This is a genomic window from Hydrogenophaga sp. L76 (genome assembly GCF_057654755.1).
Map to the genome: position 1 here is coordinate 3,090,018 of NZ_CM172807.1, position 22,101 is coordinate 3,112,118.

Annotated in this window: 18 protein-coding genes; 7 read left to right on the forward strand and 11 right to left on the reverse strand. The window is 67.9% G+C overall.

Features of this window, described 5'->3' with window-relative positions; all coding sequences use genetic code 11:
• Positions 1–18 precede the first annotated feature (18 nt).
• On the reverse strand, positions 19–813 hold the full coding sequence (gene minC / locus AC23D4_RS14920; RefSeq protein WP_472888920.1) for a septum site-determining protein MinC: 795 nt from the start codon (positions 811–813) through the stop codon (positions 19–21).
• A gap of 235 nt (positions 814–1,048) precedes the next feature.
• Here minC and AC23D4_RS14925 point away from each other — a divergent pair, with 235 nt between their 5' ends.
• Complete coding sequence (locus AC23D4_RS14925; protein ID WP_472888921.1) at positions 1,049–2,020, forward strand: prenyltransferase; 972 nt, start codon at positions 1,049–1,051, stop codon at positions 2,018–2,020.
• Between the two features lie 711 nt (positions 2,021–2,731).
• On the opposite strand, the gene AC23D4_RS14930 is transcribed toward AC23D4_RS14925, so the two are convergent.
• The 6 genes from AC23D4_RS14930 to AC23D4_RS14955 all read right to left on the reverse strand — a co-directional run bounded on the left by AC23D4_RS14930 (position 2,732) and on the right by AC23D4_RS14955 (position 9,600).
• Positions 2,732–5,410, reverse strand: coding sequence for a bifunctional acetate--CoA ligase family protein/GNAT family N-acetyltransferase (locus AC23D4_RS14930; protein WP_472888922.1), 2,679 nt, complete (start codon positions 5,408–5,410; stop codon positions 2,732–2,734).
• Between the two features lie 38 nt (positions 5,411–5,448).
• On the reverse strand, positions 5,449–6,375 hold the full coding sequence (locus tag AC23D4_RS14935; RefSeq protein ID WP_472888923.1) for a histone deacetylase family protein: 927 nt from the start codon (positions 6,373–6,375) through the stop codon (positions 5,449–5,451).
• Between the two features lie 329 nt (positions 6,376–6,704).
• Positions 6,705–7,919: a 5-demethoxyubiquinol-8 5-hydroxylase UbiM gene (gene ubiM / locus AC23D4_RS14940; protein WP_472888924.1), complete on the reverse strand. Its 1,215-nt coding sequence runs from the start codon at positions 7,917–7,919 to the stop codon at positions 6,705–6,707.
• Between the two features lie 102 nt (positions 7,920–8,021).
• A complete protein-coding gene (locus AC23D4_RS14945; protein ID WP_472888925.1) occupies positions 8,022–8,696 on the reverse strand; it encodes a Spy/CpxP family protein refolding chaperone in 675 nt (224 codons plus the stop codon).
• A 242-nt stretch (positions 8,697–8,938) separates the two neighbouring features.
• Complete coding sequence (gene cueR, locus AC23D4_RS14950) at positions 8,939–9,403, reverse strand: Cu(I)-responsive transcriptional regulator (RefSeq protein WP_472888926.1); 465 nt, start codon at positions 9,401–9,403, stop codon at positions 8,939–8,941.
• Positions 9,400–9,600, reverse strand: a complete 201-nt coding sequence (locus AC23D4_RS14955; protein ID WP_472888927.1) for a heavy-metal-associated domain-containing protein — start codon at positions 9,598–9,600, stop codon at positions 9,400–9,402. Before AC23D4_RS14955 ends, cueR begins: the two co-directional genes overlap by 4 nt.
• 217 nt (positions 9,601–9,817) lie before the next feature.
• Here AC23D4_RS14955 and AC23D4_RS14960 point away from each other — a divergent pair, with 217 nt between their 5' ends.
• From AC23D4_RS14960 to AC23D4_RS14975, 4 genes are all read left to right on the forward strand, one after another.
• Positions 9,818–12,343 (forward strand): heavy metal translocating P-type ATPase, encoded by a 2,526-nt coding sequence (locus AC23D4_RS14960; RefSeq protein ID WP_472888928.1) that lies wholly within the window; start codon positions 9,818–9,820, stop codon positions 12,341–12,343.
• A gap of 163 nt (positions 12,344–12,506) precedes the next feature.
• A complete protein-coding gene (locus tag AC23D4_RS14965; RefSeq protein ID WP_472888929.1) occupies positions 12,507–13,103 on the forward strand; it encodes a hemerythrin domain-containing protein in 597 nt (198 codons plus the stop codon).
• Positions 13,104–13,297: 194 nt separating this feature from the next.
• Positions 13,298–13,870, forward strand: coding sequence for a hypothetical protein (locus tag AC23D4_RS14970; RefSeq protein WP_472888930.1), 573 nt, complete (start codon positions 13,298–13,300; stop codon positions 13,868–13,870).
• A 56-nt stretch (positions 13,871–13,926) separates the two neighbouring features.
• The gene (locus AC23D4_RS14975) at positions 13,927–15,186 is read left to right on the forward strand and encodes a YbfB/YjiJ family MFS transporter (RefSeq protein ID WP_472888931.1); all 1,260 of its coding nucleotides are present in this window, start codon (positions 13,927–13,929) and stop codon (positions 15,184–15,186) included.
• Between the two features lie 6 nt (positions 15,187–15,192).
• Here the strand turns inward: AC23D4_RS14975 and AC23D4_RS14980 are convergent, their stop codons facing one another.
• Both AC23D4_RS14980 and gstA read right to left on the reverse strand, forming a co-directional pair.
• Positions 15,193–15,630: a GFA family protein gene (locus AC23D4_RS14980; protein WP_472888932.1), complete on the reverse strand. Its 438-nt coding sequence runs from the start codon at positions 15,628–15,630 to the stop codon at positions 15,193–15,195.
• A gap of 152 nt (positions 15,631–15,782) precedes the next feature.
• Positions 15,783–16,394, reverse strand: coding sequence for a glutathione transferase GstA (gene gstA / locus AC23D4_RS14985; protein ID WP_472888933.1), 612 nt, complete (start codon positions 16,392–16,394; stop codon positions 15,783–15,785).
• A 221-nt stretch (positions 16,395–16,615) separates the two neighbouring features.
• On the opposite strand from gstA, the gene speB reads away from it, so the two are divergent.
• Positions 16,616–17,539: an agmatinase gene (speB, locus tag AC23D4_RS14990; protein WP_472888934.1), complete on the forward strand. Its 924-nt coding sequence runs from the start codon at positions 16,616–16,618 to the stop codon at positions 17,537–17,539.
• A gap of 147 nt (positions 17,540–17,686) precedes the next feature.
• A complete protein-coding gene (locus tag AC23D4_RS14995) occupies positions 17,687–18,997 on the forward strand; it encodes an NAD(P)/FAD-dependent oxidoreductase (RefSeq protein WP_472888935.1) in 1,311 nt (436 codons plus the stop codon).
• A 21-nt stretch (positions 18,998–19,018) separates the two neighbouring features.
• Here the strand turns inward: AC23D4_RS14995 and AC23D4_RS15000 are convergent, their stop codons facing one another.
• Both AC23D4_RS15000 and pdxR read right to left on the reverse strand, forming a co-directional pair.
• Positions 19,019–20,440 (reverse strand): beta/gamma crystallin-related protein, encoded by a 1,422-nt coding sequence (locus AC23D4_RS15000; RefSeq protein WP_472888936.1) that lies wholly within the window; start codon positions 20,438–20,440, stop codon positions 19,019–19,021.
• 109 nt (positions 20,441–20,549) lie between these two features.
• Entirely contained in the window at positions 20,550–22,040 is a 1,491-nt protein-coding gene (pdxR, locus tag AC23D4_RS15005) for a MocR-like pyridoxine biosynthesis transcription factor PdxR (protein WP_472889026.1), read from the reverse strand.
• Positions 22,041–22,101 lie beyond the last annotated feature (61 nt).

The window sequence follows — 22,101 nt, forward strand, 5'->3', positions numbered from 1 at the left end:
AAAGGCTGCTGGCAGCCGTCAGGCAGACAGGGGATCGATAACCAGTTTGTCTTCGCCATCCGGGCCGGGCATGAGCCGCACCTGGGCGACCTTGCCCCGCACTTCGGGCGGCAGATCGGTTTCGCTGGTGCGGTAGATGCCGGCGATGGAGATGAGTTCGGGGTCCATGACGAGCGCGAAGATGCGCGCGTCGGCGTTGCCGCGGGCACCGGCGATGGCCTTGCCGCGCAGCGGTGCGTAGACGTGGATGTGGCCGTCGGCGATGACTTCGGCGCCGGGGTTGACCATGGCCATGACGACCAGATCGCGCCCGCGGGCGTAGACCTGCTGGCCGGAGCGCAGCGGTTTGTCGATCACCATCGCGCCCGGCGCCACCGGGGGAGGCACCGCGACCACCGGGGCGGGTGCCTCGGTCCGGGCCGGCGCACGACTCGGCGCGGGCTGGGGCGCAGGGCTGCGCTGGACGGTGGCGTCGGCCGCGAGGATCAGGCCCGCGGCCAGGGCGGCGGCGGTCTGGGCATCGCTGCCGCCGCGCACGGCGATGGGCTGCAGCCGGTACTGGCACAGGAGGTCGGCGAGTGCGGCGAAGTCGGCCTCGGATTCGAGACCGGCCGCTTCGGCGCCCTGCAGGGGCGAGAGGTCAATGACCAGTGGGTCCTGGTCAAAAAAATCGGGCATGTCGCCGAATCGCTGGGCCAGTTCTTCGCTCAGGCGGACGAGGTCGGCGGACTTGAGCAGCAAGGCCACCAGGGGCAGGTTGGCGCTCTTGATCTCGAAGGTGGCGGGCGCGTTGGCAGCGAGGGCAACGGACATGAAGGGCAGGCTCGGTGGCTGGAGGGAAAAACGAGGTCCCAGCGGATGTGCAAAGGGCGAAGCCGCACAGCAAGACCCGGGCCCACTGCGCGCCGCGCATCTTACCAGCCGGGGGGTGCGCGTTTGTGCCCAGGTGTGTGCCGGTGTGAAGGGCTGTAAGCCCCGTGGCGCGCCGTTCGTCGGCTTGCGCGATGGCAATGCAGGATGCAGCGGGTCTGGGCATACTGAAACCCGTATGAAAAGCACCCCCATTTCCCCTGAAAAACCGGCCTCCGGTACGCCGGTTTCTGCGTGGACCCGTGTGTCGCTGGTGTGGCGCATGACGCGGCCGGCTTTCCTGCTGCTGACCGTGGTGGCCTGCGTGCTGGGCACCGCCACGGCGTCCGCCTGCGGCTGTGGCCTGGATCTGCCGCTGGCGCTGGGCGCGATGGCGCTGGCGGTGCTGGCGCACGCGGCCGGCAATGTGTTGAACGACCTGCACGACGCCCGCAACGGCGCCGACGCCGCCAACACGGACGCCATATCCCCCTTCACCGGCGGTTCGAGGCTGATCCAGACCGGCGCGGTGAGCGAGCAGCAGACGGCCGAGCTGGCCAGGGCGCTGCTGGTGTTCCTGGTGCCTGCCGGCCTGTTGCTGGCGGTGAAGGCCGGCGGTGGTGTGTTGCTGCTGGGCATGGCCGGACTGCTGCTGGCCTGGGCGTATTCCGCGCCACCGCTCAAGCTGATGTCCCGCGGGCTGGGCGAGCTGACGGTGGCGCTGGTCTGGTTCCTGGTGGTGGTGGGCGCGGACTATGTGCAACGGCGCCAGTTCTTCGTGATCCCGGCCAGCGCCGCGGCGGGTTTTGCGCTAATGGTGGGGGCCTTGCTGCTGATCAACGGCTTTCCGGACGCCGCGGCCGATGCCCGGGTGGGCAAACGCACTCTGGTGGTGCGGCTGGGTCCTGTGGCCGCGGGCGCGCTGTACGGCGCGCTGGTGCTGGGTGCCCATGCGTGGCTGGCGGCCAGTGTGTGGCTGCTGATTCCGCCGATGCCGGCGCTCTGGGGACTGGTTTCGCTGCCCTTCTCGCTGGCGGCCCTGGTCTGGCTGCTGACCCATCTGCACCGGCCACAGCAGCTGAAGCCCGCCCTGGTCCTCACCGTGGCGGCCACGCTGTTGCACGGTCTGGGCATGGCCTGGGGCTTTGCCCAGATGGCGGGCCTGCACTGAACCCCCGGTTTTTGGCGGTTGCACAGGGATGTTTTGCACAACCCTGTGTGTAACTTTTTAATAAACACCACTTTATCCACAGGATGCTGCTCCAGCGCGGGGTTATCCCCGTTTCGGTTCAGCAGCAACAGGGCCGTCTTCACACGCTTGTACTGGCGCCAAGTCCTTGATTGGCCAGTAAAAAAGCCGCTTGTCCACACAAAAGCGCCTGCTCTACTACTCCTACTAATTTGAAATAAAGATATAGAAGAGTAAGAACAACCGGGGAAATCCCGTCCGGCGCCCGGATAGACAAGTCCAAAAAAAGTGACACCGGTCGGTGTTGGAAACAGGTTCTGGTTGTTTTGGGTCCAGAAGGTGTTCCACCAGCGAAACACGCGGGAACTGCGGCCGAAGATCGGCTGTCGGCGCCTGTTGCTCACAAGCCTGTGTGTAACTTTTGAACAAGTTTCATGTTATCCACAGCATTGTGGTCAGGTGCCGGGTTATCCCCTTTTCTGTCCGATGGCAACAGGGGCGCCTTCACAGGCTTGTACGGTCATCAAGTCCTTGATGGCATTGGGGAAAAAATGCTTGTCCACACAAAAGCGCCCGCTCTACTACTCCTACTAATTTGAAATAAAGATATAGAAGAATAAGAAAGCCAAAAAAAACCGCCCGGGGGACCGGGCGGTGGTGGCAAAAAACGCGGCGCTGAAGACGCGCAGCGTTTCAGAGCGTGTGTGTGACGAGTTTGAAGTCCGGGTCTTCCGGGAACGGTTTGACGCTGTAGCCCAGGCCCTTCATCAGGCGCAACATGCCCGGGTTGTTGGCCAGCACCAGGCCTTCGATCTCGGCCAGGCCCTTGTCGCGCGCTTCTTCCATGATGCTGAGCATGAGACGCGAGCCCAGGCCCTTGCCGTTGAAGTCGTCGGCCACTACCAGCGAAAACTCGCAACTGGCCTTGTCGGGGTTGGTGATGTAGCGCGACACACCCACGATGCGCTCGGTTTCCACGATCTCGCCATCGGCACCGGTCTTGCGGGTGCGGTGGATCGCCACCAGCGCCATTTCGCGGTCGTAGTCGATCAGGGTCAGGCGCGACAGCATCGACGGCGGCAGTTCCTTGAGCGACGACACGAAACGGAAATAGCGGCTCTCGGGCGAGAGGTTCTGCACCAGGTCCTGCAGCATCTGGGCGTCGTCGGGGTGGATCGGGCGGATGGTGTACTCACCACCGCCGCGCAACGGCCAGATCTGCTCGTAGCGCGCCGGGTAGGGCAGGATGGCCAGGTGAGCGTAGTTGCGGGCCGTGGCGGGGGCGCTGTCGATCACGATGCGGGCGTCGACCGCCACCGCGCCCGATTCGTCCACGATGATGGGGTTGATGTCCATCTCGCGCAGCTGCGGCAGCTCGCAGACCATTTCCGAGACGCGCAACAGCACGTGTTCCAGCGCGTCCATGTCCACCGCGCTGGCGCCGCGCCACTTGACCAGGGTTTCGGCGACGCGCGAGCGCTCGATGAGCCGTCGCGCCAGGAACTGGTTGAGCGGGGGCAGCTCCATCGCGCGGTCGTTGATGAGCTCGATCATGGTGCCGCCGGCACCGAAAGCGATCACCGGGCCGAAGGGGTCGTCGGTCACGAGACCGATGTAGAGCTCGCGCCCACGCTTGTTGCGCGCCATCTTCTGGATCGTGACGCCGTTGATGCGTGCGCCGGGCTGGGCTTTTGCCACCGCCTGGATCATGGTGTTGTAGATATCGCGCACGCCGACCGCGTTGAGCACGTTGAGCGCCACGCCGTTGACGTCGCTCTTGTGGCTGATGTCGGGCGAGTCGATCTTCAGCGCCACCGGGTAGCCCAGCTGGGTGGCGATCAGCATGGCCTCGTTGGCGCTGCGCGCCAGGATGGTCTGCGTGACCGGGATGTGGAAGGCCGACAGCAGGGCCTTGGACTCCATTTCGGTGAGGATCTTGCGCCGCTCGGTGAGCACGTTTTCGATCAGCAGGCGCGCGCCCTCGATGTCGGGCTTGGCCAGTGTGGACAGCGGCGGCGGGGTCTGCTGCAAGAGCTGCTGGTTCTGGTAGAAGCTGGCAATGTTGCCGAAGGCGCCCACGGCGGCTTCGGGCGTGCGGAAGCTGGGGATGTTGGTCGTGGCCAATACAGCGCGCGCTTCACCCACTGAGGCATCGCCCATCCAGCAGCAGAGCAGCGGTTTGCCCAGGCGGGGTTTGAGCTCGGCCATGGCGCGCGCCACGTCGGCCGCGTTGATGCCGGACTTGGGCGAATGCACCACCAGGATGCCGTCCACCGTTTTTTCGTGGCCGGCGGCGTCGATGGCGGCACGGTAGTGTTCGGCCGTGGCTTCTTCGGACAAATCGATCAGGTCGGTGAGCGAAGCCAGGGCAGGCAGCCGGGGTTTGAGCCCGGCAGCGGTTTCGGGAGAGATCTGGCCCAGTTCGAGCCCGATTTCACTCACCCAGTCGGCCGCCAGCACGCCGGGGCCGCCACCGTTGGTGACGATGGACAGGCGCTTGCCCACCGGGCGGTAGCGTGAGGCCAGGCATTTGGCGGCTGAAAACAGCTCGACAAAAGAGCGCACGCGCACCGCGCCGGCGCGGCGCAGGGCGGCATCGAACACGTCGTCGCTGCCGACGATGGTGCCGGAGTGCGTCTGCGCGGCCATGTTGCCCGCGGTCTTGCGCCCGGCCTTGAGAACGACCACCGGCTTGGCGTTGGCGGCGGCGCGCAGCGCGCTCATGAAGCGGCGAGCGCTGGAGATGCCTTCCATATAGACGACGATGCTGTGGGTCTGGGCATCGGAAGCGAGGAAATCGAGCACCTGGGCGATGTCGACCGAGGTGTTGGGTCCGAGCGAAACCACGGTGGAAAAGCCCACGGCGTTCTGGCTCGCCCAATCCAGGATGGACGCGGTGAGCGCACCCGATTGCGAAACCAGCGCGAGCGGACCGACGGCCGCGAGCGGACCGACCACGCTGGCGTTGAGGCCGGCACGCGGACGCTGGAAGCCCAGGCTGTTGGGGCCGAGCAGGTGCATGCCGTGGCGGCGCGCGACGCGGTGCATGTCGCCGGCCATGTCCGCCGAGGTGCCGCTGCCGACCACCAGCGCGGCCTTGCACTTGATGCGACCAGCGACTTCGAGCGCCGCAAGGGCTTCGGTCGGTGGCAGGGCGATGATGGCCAGATCGGCCCGGGTCTGGGCCAGGTCGGCCAGGGTGCCGGTGGTGTGGATGTCGAGGAACACCAGGTTGCCGGTGAAACGCTGGGCGGTCAGCGCGTTGACCAGCGCCCGGGCTTGCGGTATCTGGCTGTCGGGGTCGTCGGTTCTGCCGGCAAAGACGGCGATGGTTTCGGGCAGGAAAAGCGGGGTGAGGTAATGTTTGTCCATGAGGGACTCAGGTTGCTGAAAATTGGGATTGTTCGTGTTCAGTCGGCGCCGATCAGCACGCGCACATGGGCCGCGACGCTGCGGGCGAGGGGGCTCAAAACGTAGCCGCCCTCCAGGCAGGAAACGATGCGGCCCTGGCAGTGCTTTTCGGCCATCTTCACGAGCTGTTGGGTGACCCAGGCGTAGTCGGCCTCCACGAGGCCGAGGTTGCCCATGTCGTCTTCGCGGTGGGCATCGAAGCCGGCCGAGATGTAGATGAGTTGCGGTGCAAAGGCGTCGAGCGCGGGCAGCCAGTGGTCGGTGACGGCGGCACGGAAGGCGTCGCTGCCGCTGCGGCTGGGCAGGCCGACGTTGACCATGTTCGGGCCGACGGCGTTTTCGCCGTTGAAGGGGTAGAGGCCCTTTTCGAAGATGGAGCACATCAGCACGCGCTCGTCGCCGCGGAAGATGTCTTCGCTGCCGTTGCCGTGGTGCACGTCGAAGTCGATCAGGGCCACGCGCTCCAGACCGTGCACGTCGAGCGCGTGGCGCATGCCCACGGCGATGTTGTTGAAGAAGCAGAAGCCCATGGCGGCCGAACGCTCGGCGTGGTGACCGGGCGGGCGCACGCTGCAGAAGGCGGTGGTGGTGCTGCCCGCCAGCACCAGGTCGGTCGCCTGCACCGCGGCGCCCGCGGCGCGCAGCGCGGCGCTGAGCGTGTGGGGACACATGTTGGTGTCCGGGTCCACCGCGTGCAGGCCATCCTTGGGCGAGGCTTCGAAGATTTCGCGCACATAGAGAGAGGCGTGCGCGCGGCCGAGCTGTTCCTCGGTGGCCAGCGGCGCGTCGTACGGGATCATGTAGTCCAGCAGACCCTTGACCAGCAGGTGGTCGTTGATGGCGCCCAGGCGCTCGGGGCATTCGGGGTGGTGGGCACCCATGTCGTGGCGGGCACAGTCGGCGTGCGTGATGTAGGCGGACAGCATGTTTTTGGGTCTCCTCGGGCGGTGATGAACGGCCAGGCAACTGTGCACCCGTACCGGTTGACATGCATCAATCTAGACCCGAATCCTGACAAGCGTCTTGACGCATCGCAATATGACCTTGCCGGAGCGAATTCCCGGCTTCTCTCAGGAGCGCGTGCCTGCCACCCAGGATGCGGTGGAACCGGCTGTGCCGGGCCACTCGCGTTGCCCCTTGGGGGGCTGAGGGCTGCGGCTCCAAGCCTGCCTGCGCAGGCTCGGACAGCCCGAAGAAGCTTCGGCTCTGACGAAGCTGCGGCCTGCAAGGCACGTGAAGCGGCGCGGGGGGACCCTCAATGAAGTCCCGTCAGGGACGCCGCCACCGCGCGCTTGAAGGGCGTGAAACGTTCACCCAGGCCGACCATGGCCTGGCGCAGCAGGCGGGCCGGCGTCTCTTCGCGGGTGTAGAGCGTGGCCAGGGCGTGGGTGGCCATGTAGAGGCCGCGGCTGGCGCCCTGGTGGGTGCGCTGGTAGCGCTGCAGCAGGACGGGCGAGGCGATGTCCTGCCCTTTTTGATGCGCCTGGATCAGCGCTTGGGACAGCGTGTCGATGCTGCGCAGGCCGAGGTTGAAGCCGTGTGCGGTGACCGGGTGCATGCCCACGGCGGCATCGCCCACCACGGCGAAGCGTTGCGCCACCAGGCGGCGCGACCACACGCCCACCAATGGGTAGGCGTGGCGTGTGCTGCTGAGCCGCATGGTGCCGAGCTGGTGGCCGAAGCGTTGCGCCATGGTGGCGTTGAACGCGTCTTCCGGCAGGTCCATCAGGGGCTGCAATTCCTGGCTGGGCAGGGTGAGCACGATCGAGGAGCGCGGCAGGCCGGTCTGCGGACAGGGGTTCATGGGCAGCAGGGCGAGCGTCTGGCCGTGGTCGAACCACTCCCAGGCGGTTTCAAAGTGCGGCTGCTCGTGCGTCATGTTGCAAACGAGCATGGTGCGACCGTAGTCGTGCATATCCGCCGGGATGCCCATGGCGCGGCGGGTGCTGGAATGGCGGCTGTCGGCGGCCACCACGAGCTGGGCGCTCAGGCGCTGGCCGCTGGCGAGCGTGAGGTGGGCGCCGCTGGCGTCGGTTTGGATCTGGCTCACCTGTTCGCCGCAAACCAGGCTGGGGGCGGTGCCGCTGGCGTCGTCAGGAGCCATGGCGGCTTCGAAGACGGCGCGGCGGATATGGTGGTTGGCGACGAGGAAGCCGAGCTCGGTTTTGTGGCTGAGCTGGTGGCTGATGAGCATGCGCTGCTGGCCGGGGCCGGCGCCGCCGTCGAGCACGAGCGCATCGCGCAGCGGAGCGATGTTGGCGTCGCCCAGCAGGGGCCAGATGCCGAACTGGCGCAGCCGTTCGGCGCTGTGCTGGGTGAGGGCGATTTCGCGGCCGTCGAAAGCGGGGTTTTGCAACGACTCCCGTGTCTGCTGTTCGATCAGGCCGATGTGCAGTCCGCTGCCGCGCAGCGCCCGGGCCAGGCTCAGGCCGGCGGGGCCGGCGCCGATGATGATGAGGTCGAAGTCCATGGCGGGGCAGCTTATCGGGTGGCTGGCTGGCGGGGCTTGACTCAGGTCAAGCCCATGAAAAAGCCCCGACAGGCGGGGCTTTGGAAAGTGTGCGAGTCAGGCTCAGCTGCGGGGCTGCGCCGGGGCATCGCAGCCGGCACCGCCACCCATGCCGCCCATGCCGCCCATGCGGTGGTGACCACCATGGCCGCCATGACCGTGTTTGCCCATCATGCCGCGCTCGCCGTGCATGCCGCGTTCACCCTTCATGCCGGCGCGCTGGAAGCCGCCGTGGCGCTGGGTGTCAAACACCTTCTGCTGTTCGGGCGTGAGTGCGGCGTAGAAGCTCTTGGTGGCGTCGATGCGCTTGTCCATCCGGGCGTTGCGCTCGGCTTTCAGGGCCTGCATCTTGTCGAGACGCTGCGGCGTGGTCAGCTTCGCCCAGTCTTCCCGGCTCTGGCTGCGGGCCATGCGCGGTTCGGGTGCGGTGCGGGCCACGAAGGCGTTCCACGCGGCTTCCTGGGCCGGTGTGATTTTCAGGGTTTCCTTGAGTTGGGCCTGGCGTTCGGCCATGCGCTTTTGCATGCGTTCCATGCGCCAGGCCTGCTTCTTCGACATCTCTGCCGAGCCCGGACCGGCTTCGGTGCCGGCCTGAACACGCTGGGCCATGTGTTGTGCCCGCATGTCTTGCGACAGGGCGCCTGGACCCATGCCCTGGGCAATAGCGGTGGCAGAAACGCCGACGAAAGCGGTGGCGAGGGCAGCGGCGATGAGGGTGCGTTGGCTGAACAGTTTCATGAATCACTCCTGAACGGTTGATGAAAAGCTTTCCAGATGTCTCAGAGGTTTCTGTTTCTGGAATGGCTTCAGTGTGAGCAGCGGCTGTATCTGCTCTGTGCCGGAGTGATGCCGGTTTGTAAAGATTTGTTCCGCTAACGCCTGGATGGCTTGCGTCAGATCAAGGATCCACCGCCGGGCCGCCCCAAGGTGGATCAGCCCCCCTGGGGGCAGCGACCCGCGCAGCGGTGGAGCGTGGGGGGTCAGAGACTTCCCAGGTCGTCGAGGATCGGGCAGTCGGGCCGGTCGTTGCCGGGGCAATGGCACAGCAGTTCGTCCAGGGTGCGCTGCATGGCCTGCAGCGCTTCGATGCGCTGGCCGAGTTCGTCGCGGTGCTTCTGCGCGATGCGCTTGACGCTGGCGCTGCTGCGGCGCCGGTTGTGCCAAAGGCTCACCAGTTCGGTGATGGCGTCGAGGCCGAAGCCCATGTCGCGCGAGCGGCGGATGAAGCGCAGGGTGTGCACGTCGGCCAGGCTGTACTGGCGGTAATTGCTGTCGGTGCGCGCCACCGCGCCCAGCAGGCCGAGCGCTTCGTAGTGGCGCAGCATCTTGGGCGAAATCCCGCTCAGGCTGGCGGCGGTACCGATGTTGACCGGCCAGGCGCCCGCGGCATCCAATGGGGCCTCGACTGCTTCGTTGGGCTGCGCGGTACCGCCGGTGTGTCTCATGCAGCGACGGTGTAACCTTCTTCGCTGATGGCCGCGGCCACCGCCTCGCGCGGCTGTTCGGTTTTGACTTCCACCAGGTTCTGGCTGCGGTCAATGCGAACCTCGGCCTGCGGGTCCAGGGTCTTGATGGCGGTGGTGACGGCTTTTTCGCAGTGGCCGCAGGTCATGCCCTGGACAGTGAAGGTTTGTTGGCTCATGGTGGTTCCTCAAGTTGAAAGCTTGCATCTTCAGCCTTGACACGGTGTCAAGGTCAAGTCCCCAGGCGATGAACGATACACCTTGTCGCTTGACCTTCCCATGGGGGTAAAGCTTATAACCTAGGCTCCCCCCTGCGCCGCTTTGCGGCTTCCCCCAGGGGGACCACGCTTGTGGCCCGGCGGAGCCGGTTCCACGGCGTGTACTGAAACAGACATCATGAACACAGCAACCTTAGAAGCTTCGAACCTTTCCACCACCGCCAGCCAGATCGACCTGGGTATCGGCGGCATGACCTGTGCGTCGTGTGTGTCGCGCGTGGAAAAGGTGCTGAAGAAGCAGCCTGGCGTGAGCGGTGCGAGCGTGAACCTGGCCACCGAGTCGGCGCGCGTCATGCTCTCCGGCCCCGACGACGCCGAAACCCTGGCGCGCATCAAGCGCGCGGTGCGCGACGCCGGCTACGAACCACGGTCCATGGCCGCCATGGACGAGGACAGCAACGAACGCTGGCACGGCATCCCCACCGACTTCCTGCCCGTGCTCGCGGGCCTGCTGCTCTCGGCCCCGCTGGCCCTGCCCATGGTGGGCGACCTGTTCGGCCAACACTGGATGCTGCCTTCGTGGACACAGTTCATGCTCGCCACGCCGGTGCAGTTCTGGCTTGGCGTGCGTTTTTACAAGGCCGGCTGGCATGCGCTGAAGGCGCTCACCGGCAACATGGAGCTGCTGGTGGCCATCGGCACGACCGCCGGCTGGATGCTGTCCACCTGGCTCTGGTGGCGCGCCGAGCCGGGCGAGATGGTGCACCTGTATTACGAAGGCTCTGCGGTGGTGATCACGCTGGTGCTGCTGGGCAAGTGGCTGGAGGCGCGCGCCAAGCGCCAGACCACCAGCGCCATCCGCGCATTGCATGCGCTGCGACCCGAGTGGGCGCACCTGCTGCCCGATGGCATCAAACGCACCGAGGAGACCGACGTGCCGGTCGACGAGCTGCTGCCGGGCGACCTGATCACCGTGCGACCGGGTGAGCGTTTTCCGGCCGATGGCACGGTGGCGCAGGGCAGCACGCAGGCCGATGAATCCATGCTCACCGGTGAAGCCATGCCGGTGGCCAAGGCGGTGGGCGATGGCGTGACGGGCGGTGCGCTCAACGGCGAGGGCGCGGTGCAGGTCAGCGTGCGCGCGGTGGGCGCGCAGAGCGTGCTGGCGCACATCATCGCGCTGGTACAGGACGCGCAGGCGGGCAAGGCGCCGGTGCAGCGTCTGGTGGACAAGGTGGCTTCGGTGTTCGTGCCGGTGGTGCTGGTGATTGCGCTGTTCACGCTGGGCGGTTGGTTGTACGTGGGCGCGCCGGGGGAAGAGGCTTTGCTGCACGCGGTGTCGGTGCTGGTGATCGCTTGCCCCTGCGCGCTCGGCTTGGCCACGCCCGCGGCGATCATGGCCGGCACGGGCGTGGCGGCGCAACACGGCATTTTGATCAAGGACGCGCAGGCGCTGGAGATCGCGCACCGGGTGGACACCGTGGCGTTCGACAAGACCGGCACGCTGACCGTCGGCCATCCGCGGCTGCGGCTGATCGAGGCCGCTGCCGGCGTGGACGAGGTGGCGGTGTTGCAGGCGGCGAGCGCGCTGCAGGCGCAGAGCGCGCACCCACTGGCGCGCGCCGTGCTGGAGGCTGCGGCCACGCGTGGACTGACGGTGGCCGCCGATGCAGCGCAGGATGTGCAGGCGGTGTCGGGCCGCGGCAGCCTGGGCACGGTGCAGGGCGCAAAGCTGGCGCTGGGCAGCCTGCGCTGGATGGACGAACTGGGCGCGGCCATGGGCCCGCTGGCGGCGCGTGCGCAGACGCTGCAGGACGAAGGTGCCACGGTGTCGGTGCTGGCGGCGCAGGGCGAGAGCAGTGCCCCCGACCCTGGCTCCGCCAGGCCCCCCGAGGGGGTGCAGCCGTACTTGGGGCGGCCCGGCGAACGGCTGATTCAATGGGCACCGCTGGCCCTGCTGGCCTTCGCCGACGAAGCCAAGCCCGGCGCGGCCGCTGCGCTGGCCGGGCTGCGGGCCCAGGGTCTGCGGCTCTTCATGGTCTCGGGCGACAACCGCGGCGCCGCGCTGGCCATGGCCCACACGCTGGGCCTGCGGGCCGACGAAGGCGAGGTGATCGCCGAGGTGCTGCCGGGCGACAAGGCGGCGGTGGTTCAGCGCCTGAAGCTGGGCGAACGCGAACCGCCGCCGGGCCTGGTGGCGCTGGCGGCGGTGGAGGGAGGCACGCCGCCCGCATTGTTGGCGAGGGAAAGCGGCGACCCCGCCGCCGGGCCGCCCCAAGGCGGGGTCAGCCCCCTCGGGGGGCAGCGACCCGCGCCAGCGGTGGAGCGTGGGGGCCTTCACACCGTGGCGATGGTCGGCGATGGCGTGAACGACGCGCCGGCGCTCGCAGCGGCCGATGTCGGCATGGCCATGAGCCACAGCCAGGGTGGCAGTTCCGACGTGGCGATGCACGCTGCGGGCATCACGCTGATGCGCGGCGACCCGATGCTGGTGGCCGCCGCGCTCGACATCTCGCGCCGCACCGTGAGCAAGATCCGGCAGAACCTGTTCTGGGCCTTCGCTTACAACGCCGCCGGCATTCCGCTGGCCGCGCTGGGTTACCTGAGCCCGGTGCTGGCGGGTGCGGCGATGGCGATGAGTTCGGTGAGCGTGGTCAGCAACGCCCTGTTGCTCAAGCGCTGGAAGCCGCCAGTGCAGCGGTGAAACGCCGTGGGGTGGGCGGCTGTGCGTCGCCTGCCGTCCGGGCGCTGCTACTTGGTGGTCAGGGTTGATTTGCGTCAATCTGGTTCGCGCCGTGTTCGGTGATAGTCTTGGGGCGAGTTAACCGACCGCTGGGTTGGTTTTGATCCCTGAGGAGACAAACACCATGAATCACGAAGCCCTGCGGGTCATCCGCGACGAACACGCCTCGCTGGCGGCGATGCTGCAATCGCTGATGCAGATGGTCCGGCGCGGTCCCGATCCCGAAGGCACCGGCCAGACCGAGCTGTTTTTTGACGTGTTGCGGGCGATGCTGTTCTACATCGACGAGTTTCCCGAGAAGCACCACCACCCCAAGGAATCGGACCTGCTGTTTCCCCGCGTGGCGCGCGTGGCGCCGCACACCATGGCCGCCATTGACCAGCTCGAGCGCGACCACATGCAGGGTGAATTGCGTGTGCGCGAACTCATGCATTTGCTGATGGCCTGGGAACTGCTGGGCGAAACCCGGCGCCAGGCGTTCGAGGACGAGGTGACCCGCTATGTGGATTTCTACCTGGAGCACATGCGGCTGGAAGAGTCGGTGATCCTGCCGGAAGCCGAAAAGAGCCTGACCGACGCCGACTGGCACGCGCTCAACGCCGCGTTCGCCACCAACCAGGACCCCCTGAACAGCCGCGTACCGCGCGACCCGCAGTTCGACCGCCTGTTCACCCGCATCGTGATGCGCGCACCCGCGCCGGTGGGCCTGGGTCAGGGCTGATCGCCGTTCTCCGGGGCGTGGTGGCGGTACAGCCACCGGTGAAACAGCGTAACGTGGTGTGCGAGGGCGGTGGTTTGACGGCTGAGGATGAACACCAGAGTGGTGTTTGCGTGACCAGGGTCAATGCCCGCCGCGGTCCGATCGGGGATGCTGGGAACTGTCCAGTACCAGTTCCCGCCAGATGCGGGCTCGCCATGTCACATCCTGTCCTGCTTCCTCGCTTCGACGAATCCCATGAGCTCTCACGGCAGTTGCACACCCTGGTGCAATGGTTTCAGCGGGTGCCCGACACCCGGGGACAGGGTGGGCACGCCGCTTTTTTCGACGTCCTGCGGGCGGGGCTGGTCGACGTCTGTGCCGCGATCCCCGAGCAGCGGCCGGGTGCCGATGCCTTGGTCATGCTGGCCGTTGCCCAACTGGAGCGCCAGCCCCTGCAAAACGATCCACTGGTCTCCGATCTGCTGCCATTGCTGCGGGCCCACGGCTTTCTGGACGGCGAGCGTCGCACCCAGCTGACGGCGACGCTGCGGCGTCTGTTGGACCGGCACCTGCGCCTGTTCTGGCAGGTGTCGGATGTGCCCGTGCTGGCCGTCGCAACGGCGCGCAGCCAGCGAGTCGCCGCGGTCGATATCAACCCACTCAACCGGTTCTGGACGCTGCGGCTGGGGCAGGTTGGCGCGGAACACTGGGCTGCGGCCAACGAGCCCGATGCCTACCCGAACCAGCGGTCAGATGGCGCTGAACCCGCCATGCCCCCCGCTGCCTGAACCGGCGCGTCGGCCACCCGCCAGCGTGGGCGGGCTTTGGCCCACAATGGCCGGCCATGTCCCGCCACCCCTTGCCCGCTTCCCTGGCGTCTGACGCGCCCGACCGCACGCCCTATCTGCGCCTGGCGCTCGCGCTCTCGCTGGGCGCGGCCGTGTCGCTGGGCATCACGCGCTTCGCCTACGGCCTGCTGCTGCCGCCCATGCGCGACGACCTGGGCTGGAGCTACACCCTGGCTGGCGCCATGAACACCGCCAACGCGGTCGGCTACCTCATCGGTGCGCTGGCCATGTCGTGGCTGCTCAAACGCCTGTCGCCCATGCGTGTGCTGCTGGCGGGCTCGGTGCTGGCCACGCTGTTCATGGCCGCCAGCGGGTTTTTCACCAGCGCCACGGCGCTGCTGCTGCAGCGTGGCCTGGCGGGCGTGGCCAGCGCCCTGGTGTTCAGCACCGGTGGGCTGCTGGCCGCGCGGCTGGGCGCGCGCCAACCGCACCGGAGTGGTTTCCTGCTCGGGCTGTATTACGGCGGCACCGGCCTGGGCATCGTGGTCTCCGCGCTCGGCGTGCCCTGGCTGCTGGAGCGCGCGGCCGGCCAGCCCCACGGCTGGGCCTGGGCATGGTGGGGCCTGTCGTTGGTGTGCGCGCTGGCGACGGCGCTGCTGGCCTGGCCCGCGCGCGCGCTTGCGGCCAGCGAAGCTGCCCGCCCGGCCGCGGCTGCGGCCGTGGCCACGTCCACCGGTCAAGCCGCAGGCCCACCCGCCAGCCGCGTGTTCCGCATGCGCGACTTCGCCTTCGCGCTGGCGGGCTACGCCGGCTTTGGCGTCGGCTACATCGGTTACATGACCTTCGTGATCGCGCTGCTGCGCGAGCAGGGCAGCAGCCCGGGTGCGATCACCCTGTTTTATGCGCTGCTCGGGGTGGCGGTGGTGGCCTCGTCGCGCATCTGGGCCGGCCTGCTCGACCGCCACCAAAGCGGCCAGGCGCTGGCGCGGCTCAACGCCCTGCTCGGCGTGGCCGCCATCCTGCCCGCGCTCACCACCGCCTGGCCGCTCGTGATCGCCTCGGGCGTGTTGTTTGGTGGCGTGTTCCTCTCGGTGGTCGCGTCCACCACGGCGCTGGTGCGGCACAACCTGCCACCCGCGCAATGGGCCGCTGGCATCAGCGCCTTCACCGTCATCTTCGCCGCCGGCCAGATCGTCGGCCCCACGGTGGTCGGCCTCATCGCCGACGGCCCGGGCGGCTTGGCGCGCGGGCTGGTGTTTTCAGCGCTGGCGCTGTGGGTGGGGGCGGCGCTGGCGCTGCGGCAGCGGGCGCTGTGAGCGCGTTCAGCGGTTGGTCGCGGAGGCAGAGCCCGGCGGCGGATTGCGCGGCATGTGGGGCACGCCGTCTTCCAACCTGGCCCAGGCCTGCGCGTGGTCGCAGAACATGTGGAACTGCGGCTTGAACCACGAAGTGTCGTCCAGGGTGCCGGCCTTGATCCAGTCGAACATCGGGGTGATGGCCGCATCCGATGTGATGGGTGAACCGCATTTCGGACAGAAGCGCCGGACCACCGGCTGGCCGGATTCGCCCACGTCGTGGAACTCGGCCAGCGGCTCACCCGTGAGCTTGAGCGTGCCCTTGGGCACGGCGACCATCATCGAAAACGCGGACCCGGATTGTTTCTGGCAATGCTTGCAGTGGCACACACCCACCAGCACCGGTTCGGCCGCGCTTTCGTAGCGCACCGCACCACACAGACAGGAGCCTGAAACTCTGGACATGACCGACCTCCGTCAAAGCACACCAACAACGGGCAGCACTGCGCCAGCCGGCTGGCGGGCGCAAGCTTAGGACGTGGTCACCCTGTGTTCAAGCGGTGCGCCTTGACCCAGATGGTTTCGGGGTTTTTTGGGGTGGCATTTGTCCGATGGGATTACGGGATCAGGCCTTCGGCTTTCATCGCCGCCTGCACACCCGGGCGGGCCGCCACGCGCTCGCGGTAGGCCGCGAGGTGGGCCAGGCCGCTCACGTCCAGGCCCAGCGGCTTGGCCCAGTTGGTGACGGTGAAAAGGTAGCCGTCGGCCACGGTGAACTGGTCACCCATCAGGTACTGCTGGCCGGCGAGTTGGCCATCCACCCAGGTCAGGCGCTGCAGCAGGCGGTCTTTGAATATCTGCTTGGCCTCGGCGGGCTGGGCGGGGTTGAACAGGGGGCTGAAGCCGCCTTTGTGCAGTTCGGTGCCGATGAAGTTGAGCCATGACTGCAGCTGGTAGCGGGCCAGGGTGCCGTTGGCGGGAGCGAGGTTTTTCTCGGGCGCCTGGTCGGCGATGTACTGCACGATGGCCGGGCCTTCGCGCAGGGTCTCGCCGCTGTCGAGCGCGAGGAAGGGCACGTAGCCCAGCGGGTTGACGAGGTAGTAGTCGCTGCCGTCGGGCAGCTTGTGGGTCTTGGTGGGCGCAGCAACGGCTTCGAAGGCGAGGCCGGCTTCGTGCAGGGCGATGTGGGGCGACAGCGAGCAGGCGCCGGGCGAGTAATAGAGCTTCATGGGGTGGTTGCCTCGGATGTTTCTGGTGTGGTGGCCGGCCCGGAGCGGGGCACCGGGTGGCGGGATGCTAGCGGACGGGCCGGTTTTCTGCTGGGCGCGAGGGCTTTGGCGCTGTGTGGCCCGGTGGACGGTGGGTCGGTGCGTCAATTGGACTCATGAGGCTGTTAAGTTGTTGGTATCTTGAGGTTCCAATTTCGAGCTTTGCCACACCAAGGACCGCCATGGCCACGGGACAGTTTGCCTACGCCAACAACACCAACCGCTTTCTGGCCGCGCCCGAACTGGGCGCACAGCCGTTTGCCGTGGCCGGTGTGCCGTACGACGGCGTGGTGACGAACCGGCCGGGGGCGCGTTTCGGCCCGCAGGCGATCCGCGCGGCGAGCCTGATGCTGTGCGACGGCATCCACCCGGTGTTTGACGTGTCGCCGCTGGGCCAGCTGGGCGATGCGCTGGACATGCGCCTGCCGAACGCCTCGCCGCTGCCCGAGGTGCGCCGCGCCATCGAGGCGCAGGCCGCGGCGCTGATGGCGAAGCACCACAGCGTTTTCCTCGGCGGCGACCACTCGGTCACGCTCCCGCTGCTGCGCGCGGCGAAGGCGCAATACGGCGGCGGCGAGCCGCTGGCCTGTGTGCATTTCGACGCGCACTGCGACACCTGGAGCGACCACTTCGGCGAACCCTCGGGCCACGGCACCTGGACCTATGAAGCGCTGCAGGAGGGGCTGATCAGCCCGGCGCACACGGTGCAGATCGGCATCCGCTCCAGCGGCGAGCGCGCGGCGCGCGAGTATGTGGCCGACCAGGGCGGGCAGATCTTCACGGCGCGCGCGCTGCGCGGGCTCGACGGTGCGGGGCTGCGGCCCGCCATCGACGCGATCCGCGCCCGCATCGGCCAGCGACCCTGTTACCTGACGCTGGACATTGACGTGCTGGACCCGGCGTTTGCGCCCGGCACCGGCACACCCGAGCCCGGCGGGCTGACCAGTTCGCAGGTGCTGAGCTTCATCGAGGAGCTGGCCGGGCTGAACTGGATCGCCATGGACTGCGTGGAGGTGGCCCCGGCCTACGACCACGCCGAGCTCACCAGCAACGCCGCGGCGAACTTTGTCTGGACCTACCTGTGTGGCCAGATCGCGAAGAAATGAAGCACCCCCTGCGCCGCTTCGCGTCTTCCCCCTCCAGGGGGACCACACCAGCAGCCCGGCAAAGCCGGTTCTGCGGTGTGTGCTGCAGGGCGTGCGCTCCCTCCCGACGCGCCGGGAACTGACCGACTCACCACTCCGAAGCCCATGATGTTCTCACGCTCCTTGCTGGGCTCCGACACCCAGCTCAACCAGCAGAGTTATTACGAAGCCAGCGTGGTCCGGCCCTTGCCGAATGCGCCCTTGCACGGTGCGGTGCAGGCCGACGTGGTGGTGGTGGGCGCGGGCTTTGCGGGCCTGAGCGCGGCGCTGGAGCTGGCGCAGCAGGGCCTGAACGTGGTGGTGCTGGAGGCCGACCGCGTGGGCAGCGGCGCGAGCGGGCGCAACGGCGGTCAGGCCATCGTGGGTTATGCCAGCGGTCAGGGTCCGTTTGAAGCGCAGCTGGGTGAGGCCGATGCGCAGTGTGCCTGGGACATGTCGGTCGAGGCGGTGGACCTGATCGAGCAGCGGTCCCTGGCACTCGGCATCGACTGCGACTGGCAGCGCGGCTACACCTATGTGGCCGAATCGGCCCGAAAGGCGCGCGCGCTGCAGGCCGAGGTGGACGATCTGCGGCGGCGCGGCGTGGCCTGTGATGTGGCGACCGGCGACGATGTGCGCCGTCTCATCGACAGCCCGCGTTATGTGGCCGCGGCGTACGAACGGCGCTCCGGTCATCTGCACCCGCTGAAGTACGCGCTCGGTCTGGCGCGGGTGGCGCAGGCGGCGGGCGTGCGCCTGTTCGAGAACACGCCGGTGACCGCCCTGCGCCGCGGCCCGGCGCTGGTGGCCACGACCGCGCACGGGCACGTGACGGCGCGCTTTGGTGTGCTGGCGGGCAACTGCATGCTGCCCGAGTACGGCCCGCAGGTGGCGCCCGAGATCACGCCGCGCGTGATGCCGGTGGGCACCTACATGGTGGGCACCGCGCCGCTGGACCCGGCCCTGTGCGAGCGCCTGATTGCGCACAACGCGGCGGTCTGCGACAACAACTTCGTGCTCGACTATTTCCGCTTCAGCGCCGACCACCGACTGCTGTTCGGCGGGCGCGTGAGCTACACGACCATGACGCCGCACGACCTGAAGGGCGTGATGGCGCGGCGCCTGTGCGCCATGTTCCCGGCCTTGAAGGGCGTCCCGATCGAATACGTCTGGGGCGGCTTCGTGGACATCAGCATGAACCGCGCGCCCGACTTTGGCCGACTCGGCGACAACCTCTATTACCTGCAGGGCTTCAGCGGCCACGGCGTGGCGCTCACCGGGCTGGCGGGCCAGCTCGTGGCCGAGGCGGTGGCCGGGCAGGCGGGCCGTTTTGATGTCTTCAGCCGCCTGCAGCACCGCCCGTTTCCCGGCGGCTCCCTGCTGCGCACGCCCAGCCTGGCGCTGGGCATGCTCTGGTACCGCTTGCGCGACGCGTTCTGAGGGCCGGTGCCCCCAGCCGCATCACTGTTGCTGGCGCGGCTCGCCCTGTTCGTTCACCGTGATGGTCCTGCCCGGGTCCGCTGCCATCTGGACGCGGTGGTCCTGGCCGCGGAAGCTGTAGGACACGTCCCAGAACGCGGGCTGCGCGCCGCCGGGGGTGTTTTCGCAGCGCCGCACATCCTGCGTGGCTGCCTGCCCGTCGCGGCCGACGTTGGCGCCGAGCGCGGCACCGGCGATCACGCCACCCACGGTGGCGATGTCCTTGCCACTGCCGCCGCCCACCTGGTGACCCAGGATGCCGCCGATCAGGGCGCCGGCCAGCGCACCGGGCACGTTGGCGTTGCCGCCCTGGCCCTGGACCTGTTCACGCTCGACCCAGCAGCGTTGTCCGGAAGTGGCGAGCACGGCCCGCACGGATGTGACCGGGGCTTCGAAGAGCCGTTCGTTGTTGCGGCGGCGGCTGTCGTAGACCGCCACCGGTTGTGGCGCGTAGCGGTTGTTGTCGATGCGGCCGTTGCCTTCGACGGTGCGCACGGACGAGATGCGGTCGTTCATGCCCATCGCTTCCAGTGACGGGTAGCGGCCGGGGCGCAGCACGACGCAGCGGCCATTGAACCGGGTGTCGTTGCAAACCTCCCAGCGCTCGCCGATCACCACCGCCGAGGTGGCGCGGTCGTTGAAACCGGCCCGTTCGAGGTTGGCAATGTTTTCTTCGGTGGTGAAGGAGCGGCCCTGGAAGCCTGCGCGCTCGAAGAAGGTGACCTGACCATCCGCCCGGGCAGCTCCGGGTGCGGGAGCGTAGCGGTTGTCGGCGATGCGCGCGTTGCCCGCGACGGTGCGTACCGAGGTGACCTCGTTGTCCAGGCCCATCGCTTCCAGCGACGGGTAACGTCCGGGGCGCAGCACGACGCAGCGCCCGCGGTAGCGGTTGTCGTCGCAGACCTCCCAGCGTTCACCGACCACGACCGCCGACGAGGCGCGGTCGTTGAAGCCGTAGCGGCGGAAGTTGGGGATGGCGCCGGTCGTGGTGAAGGAACGGCCGTCGAAGCGTTCGCGCTCATAGAACGTGACCTGGGGCGCGACCACGACCGGACCCGGCGCATAGCGGTCGTCGTCCACGCGAGCGTTGCGGGCGATGGCGCGCGCCGAGGAGACCTCGTCGTTCAGGCCCATGTCGGCGAGCGAGGGGTATTTGCCTGGGCGCAACACCACGCAGCGGCCCTGGAAACCGCTGTGCTCACAAAGCTCCCAGCGGTTGCCGACGATCACCACGGACGAGGTGCGGTCGTTGAAGCTGTAGCGGTCGAAGCGGGGGATTTCCTGGTTGGCACGCACAGTTCGGCCGGTGAAGCCCGGGTTTTCGTAGAAGGTGGCCTGGGCGGCCACCTGGGCACTGAAGACGATGCCGGCCACGGCCAGCAGGGTTCTTGAGAGGGAAGTCATGTGGGTGTCTCCTGAATGGGTATCGCTGGTCAGGATGACCTCCGGGGCTGCCCGTGTCTGTGCGTTGGCGCACACCTGCCGCGCCGGCGGCTGGACCAGCGCTGCCGTTTCAGGTGCTCATCAGGCTCTTGACGGCTGCACTGAGCACAGGACCGCAGCGCTGGATGTCGGTCAGCGGCGCATAGCCGTAACCGATCACCAGACCTTTGAGGTCGTTGCGGGCGAGGCAATAGGCCGAGAGCGGGCGCACGGTGAGCCCTTGTTGCGCGAGGCGCTGGGCGAGGGCCTTGTCGTCCGCGTGCGAGGGCAGGCGCAGGCACAGGTGCAGGCCCTGTTCGGCGCCGCTGATGAACGGACCATCGGTGTCGGCCGCGAGCACGGGTTTGAGTGCTTCGAGCAGGGCAGCGCGCCGTTCGCCGTAACTCTGGCGCGCGCGGCGCAGCGCGCTGCTGAAATGGCCCATCTCGATGAACTCGGCGAGCGCGGCCTGCAGCGGCATCTGGCCCGGGCGGTTGAGGTCGTAATGCGCTTGCTTGAAGGCGGTGACGAGCGGCTTGGGAACGACCAGGTAGCCCAGCTTGATGCCGGGGTAGAGCACCTTGGAGAAGGTGCCCATGTAGAGCACGCGGCCATCGGTGTCCAGGCCTTCGAGGCTGGAGATCGGCGGGCCGCTGAAGCGGTATTCGCTGTCGTAGTCGTCTTCCAGCACCCAGGCGCCGTGGGCACGCGCGGTGGAGAGCAGCTGGTGGCGCCGCGGCAGCGACATCACCGCTCCGGTGGGGTACTGGTGCGAGGGCGTGACGTAGATCAGGCGCGGCGGCCGGGCGTTGTCGGCGGCGCCGGGGCAGATGCCTTCGTCGTCCACCCGCACCGGATGGATCGCCAGACCGGTGGCCATGAAGGCCTTGACCGCGCCCCAGTAGGCCGGGTCTTCGACCCACACGGTGTCGCCGTGGTCGGCCAGCAGGCGGGCGCAGAGTTCGAGCGACTGCTGGGTGCCGGTGGTGACGATGACCTGGTCGGCGTCGAGCTGCACGCTGCGGAAGACGCGCAGGTAGTCGGCGATGGCCCGGCGCAGCGGCGCGTAGCCGCCGGAGTCGTTGTAGTCCAGCATGTCCGGGTAGGTCATGCGCCAGTGTTTGTTCTGCAGCCGCTGCCAGAGCGTGAGCGGGAAGGCGCTGAAGTCGGCGATGCCGGGCGTGAAGGGCTGGACTTCGAGTTCGGTGGCGCAGAAGGTGGTCGACAGGGCCAGACCGCGGGCCGACAGGCGCGCGGGCGCCACCGTCGGGGCGCCGCGCTGGTGGGGCCGGGCGGCGGAGGCCGGGTTGACCCGTGGCACGTTGTCGTTGACGAAGGTGCCGCTGCCCACACGGCTGACCAGATAGCCTTCAACGCTGAGCTGGTTGAGGGCCGCGACCACGGTGTTGCGCGAGAGACCCAGGTCCAACGCCAGGTCGCGGCTGGAGGACAGGCGCTCGCCAGCGCCGAGCTTGCCGTCGAGCATGGCGCGGCGCAGTGCCTCGTAGAGCTGGCGGTGTAAGGGCAGGGCGTCTTGCGCACCCAGGCGGTTCATTTCACTGAGCAGGAACTCGGACAGCATGGGTGGACAGGCGGGGGAAAGGGAGCGATCGGTGACCATGATGACCGTCAAATGGCACCAT

What these genes read in the sequence shown, in the direction of transcription:
- minC (WP_472888920.1), bottom strand. Translation starts at nt 813, where the DNA reads ATGTCCGTTGCCCTCGCTGCCAACGCGCCCGCCACCTTCGAGATCAAG.
- AC23D4_RS14925 (WP_472888921.1), top strand. Translation starts at nt 1,049, where the DNA reads ATGAAAAGCACCCCCATTTCCCCTGAAAAACCGGCCTCCGGTACGCCG.
- AC23D4_RS14955 (WP_472888927.1), bottom strand. Translation starts at nt 9,600, where the DNA reads ATGAGCCAACAAACCTTCACTGTCCAGGGCATGACCTGCGGCCACTGC.
- speB (WP_472888934.1), top strand. Translation starts at nt 16,616, where the DNA reads ATGGCCACGGGACAGTTTGCCTACGCCAACAACACCAACCGCTTTCTG.
- pdxR (WP_472889026.1), bottom strand. Translation starts at nt 22,040, where the DNA reads ATGCTGTCCGAGTTCCTGCTCAGTGAAATGAACCGCCTGGGTGCGCAA.
- AC23D4_RS15000 (WP_472888936.1), bottom strand. Translation starts at nt 20,440, where the DNA reads ATGACTTCCCTCTCAAGAACCCTGCTGGCCGTGGCCGGCATCGTCTTC.
- AC23D4_RS14980 (WP_472888932.1), bottom strand. Translation starts at nt 15,630, where the DNA reads ATGTCCAGAGTTTCAGGCTCCTGTCTGTGTGGTGCGGTGCGCTACGAA.
- AC23D4_RS14930 (WP_472888922.1), bottom strand. Translation starts at nt 5,410, where the DNA reads ATGGACAAACATTACCTCACCCCGCTTTTCCTGCCCGAAACCATCGCC.
- gstA (WP_472888933.1), bottom strand. Translation starts at nt 16,394, where the DNA reads ATGAAGCTCTATTACTCGCCCGGCGCCTGCTCGCTGTCGCCCCACATC.
- AC23D4_RS14960 (WP_472888928.1), top strand. Translation starts at nt 9,818, where the DNA reads ATGAACACAGCAACCTTAGAAGCTTCGAACCTTTCCACCACCGCCAGC.
- AC23D4_RS14965 (WP_472888929.1), top strand. Translation starts at nt 12,507, where the DNA reads ATGAATCACGAAGCCCTGCGGGTCATCCGCGACGAACACGCCTCGCTG.
- cueR (WP_472888926.1), bottom strand. Translation starts at nt 9,403, where the DNA reads ATGAGACACACCGGCGGTACCGCGCAGCCCAACGAAGCAGTCGAGGCC.
- AC23D4_RS14995 (WP_472888935.1), top strand. Translation starts at nt 17,687, where the DNA reads ATGTTCTCACGCTCCTTGCTGGGCTCCGACACCCAGCTCAACCAGCAG.
- AC23D4_RS14945 (WP_472888925.1), bottom strand. Translation starts at nt 8,696, where the DNA reads ATGAAACTGTTCAGCCAACGCACCCTCATCGCCGCTGCCCTCGCCACC.
- AC23D4_RS14975 (WP_472888931.1), top strand. Translation starts at nt 13,927, where the DNA reads ATGTCCCGCCACCCCTTGCCCGCTTCCCTGGCGTCTGACGCGCCCGAC.
- AC23D4_RS14935 (WP_472888923.1), bottom strand. Translation starts at nt 6,375, where the DNA reads ATGCTGTCCGCCTACATCACGCACGCCGACTGTGCCCGCCACGACATG.
- ubiM (WP_472888924.1), bottom strand. Translation starts at nt 7,919, where the DNA reads ATGGACTTCGACCTCATCATCATCGGCGCCGGCCCCGCCGGCCTGAGC.
- AC23D4_RS14970 (WP_472888930.1), top strand. Translation starts at nt 13,298, where the DNA reads ATGTCACATCCTGTCCTGCTTCCTCGCTTCGACGAATCCCATGAGCTC.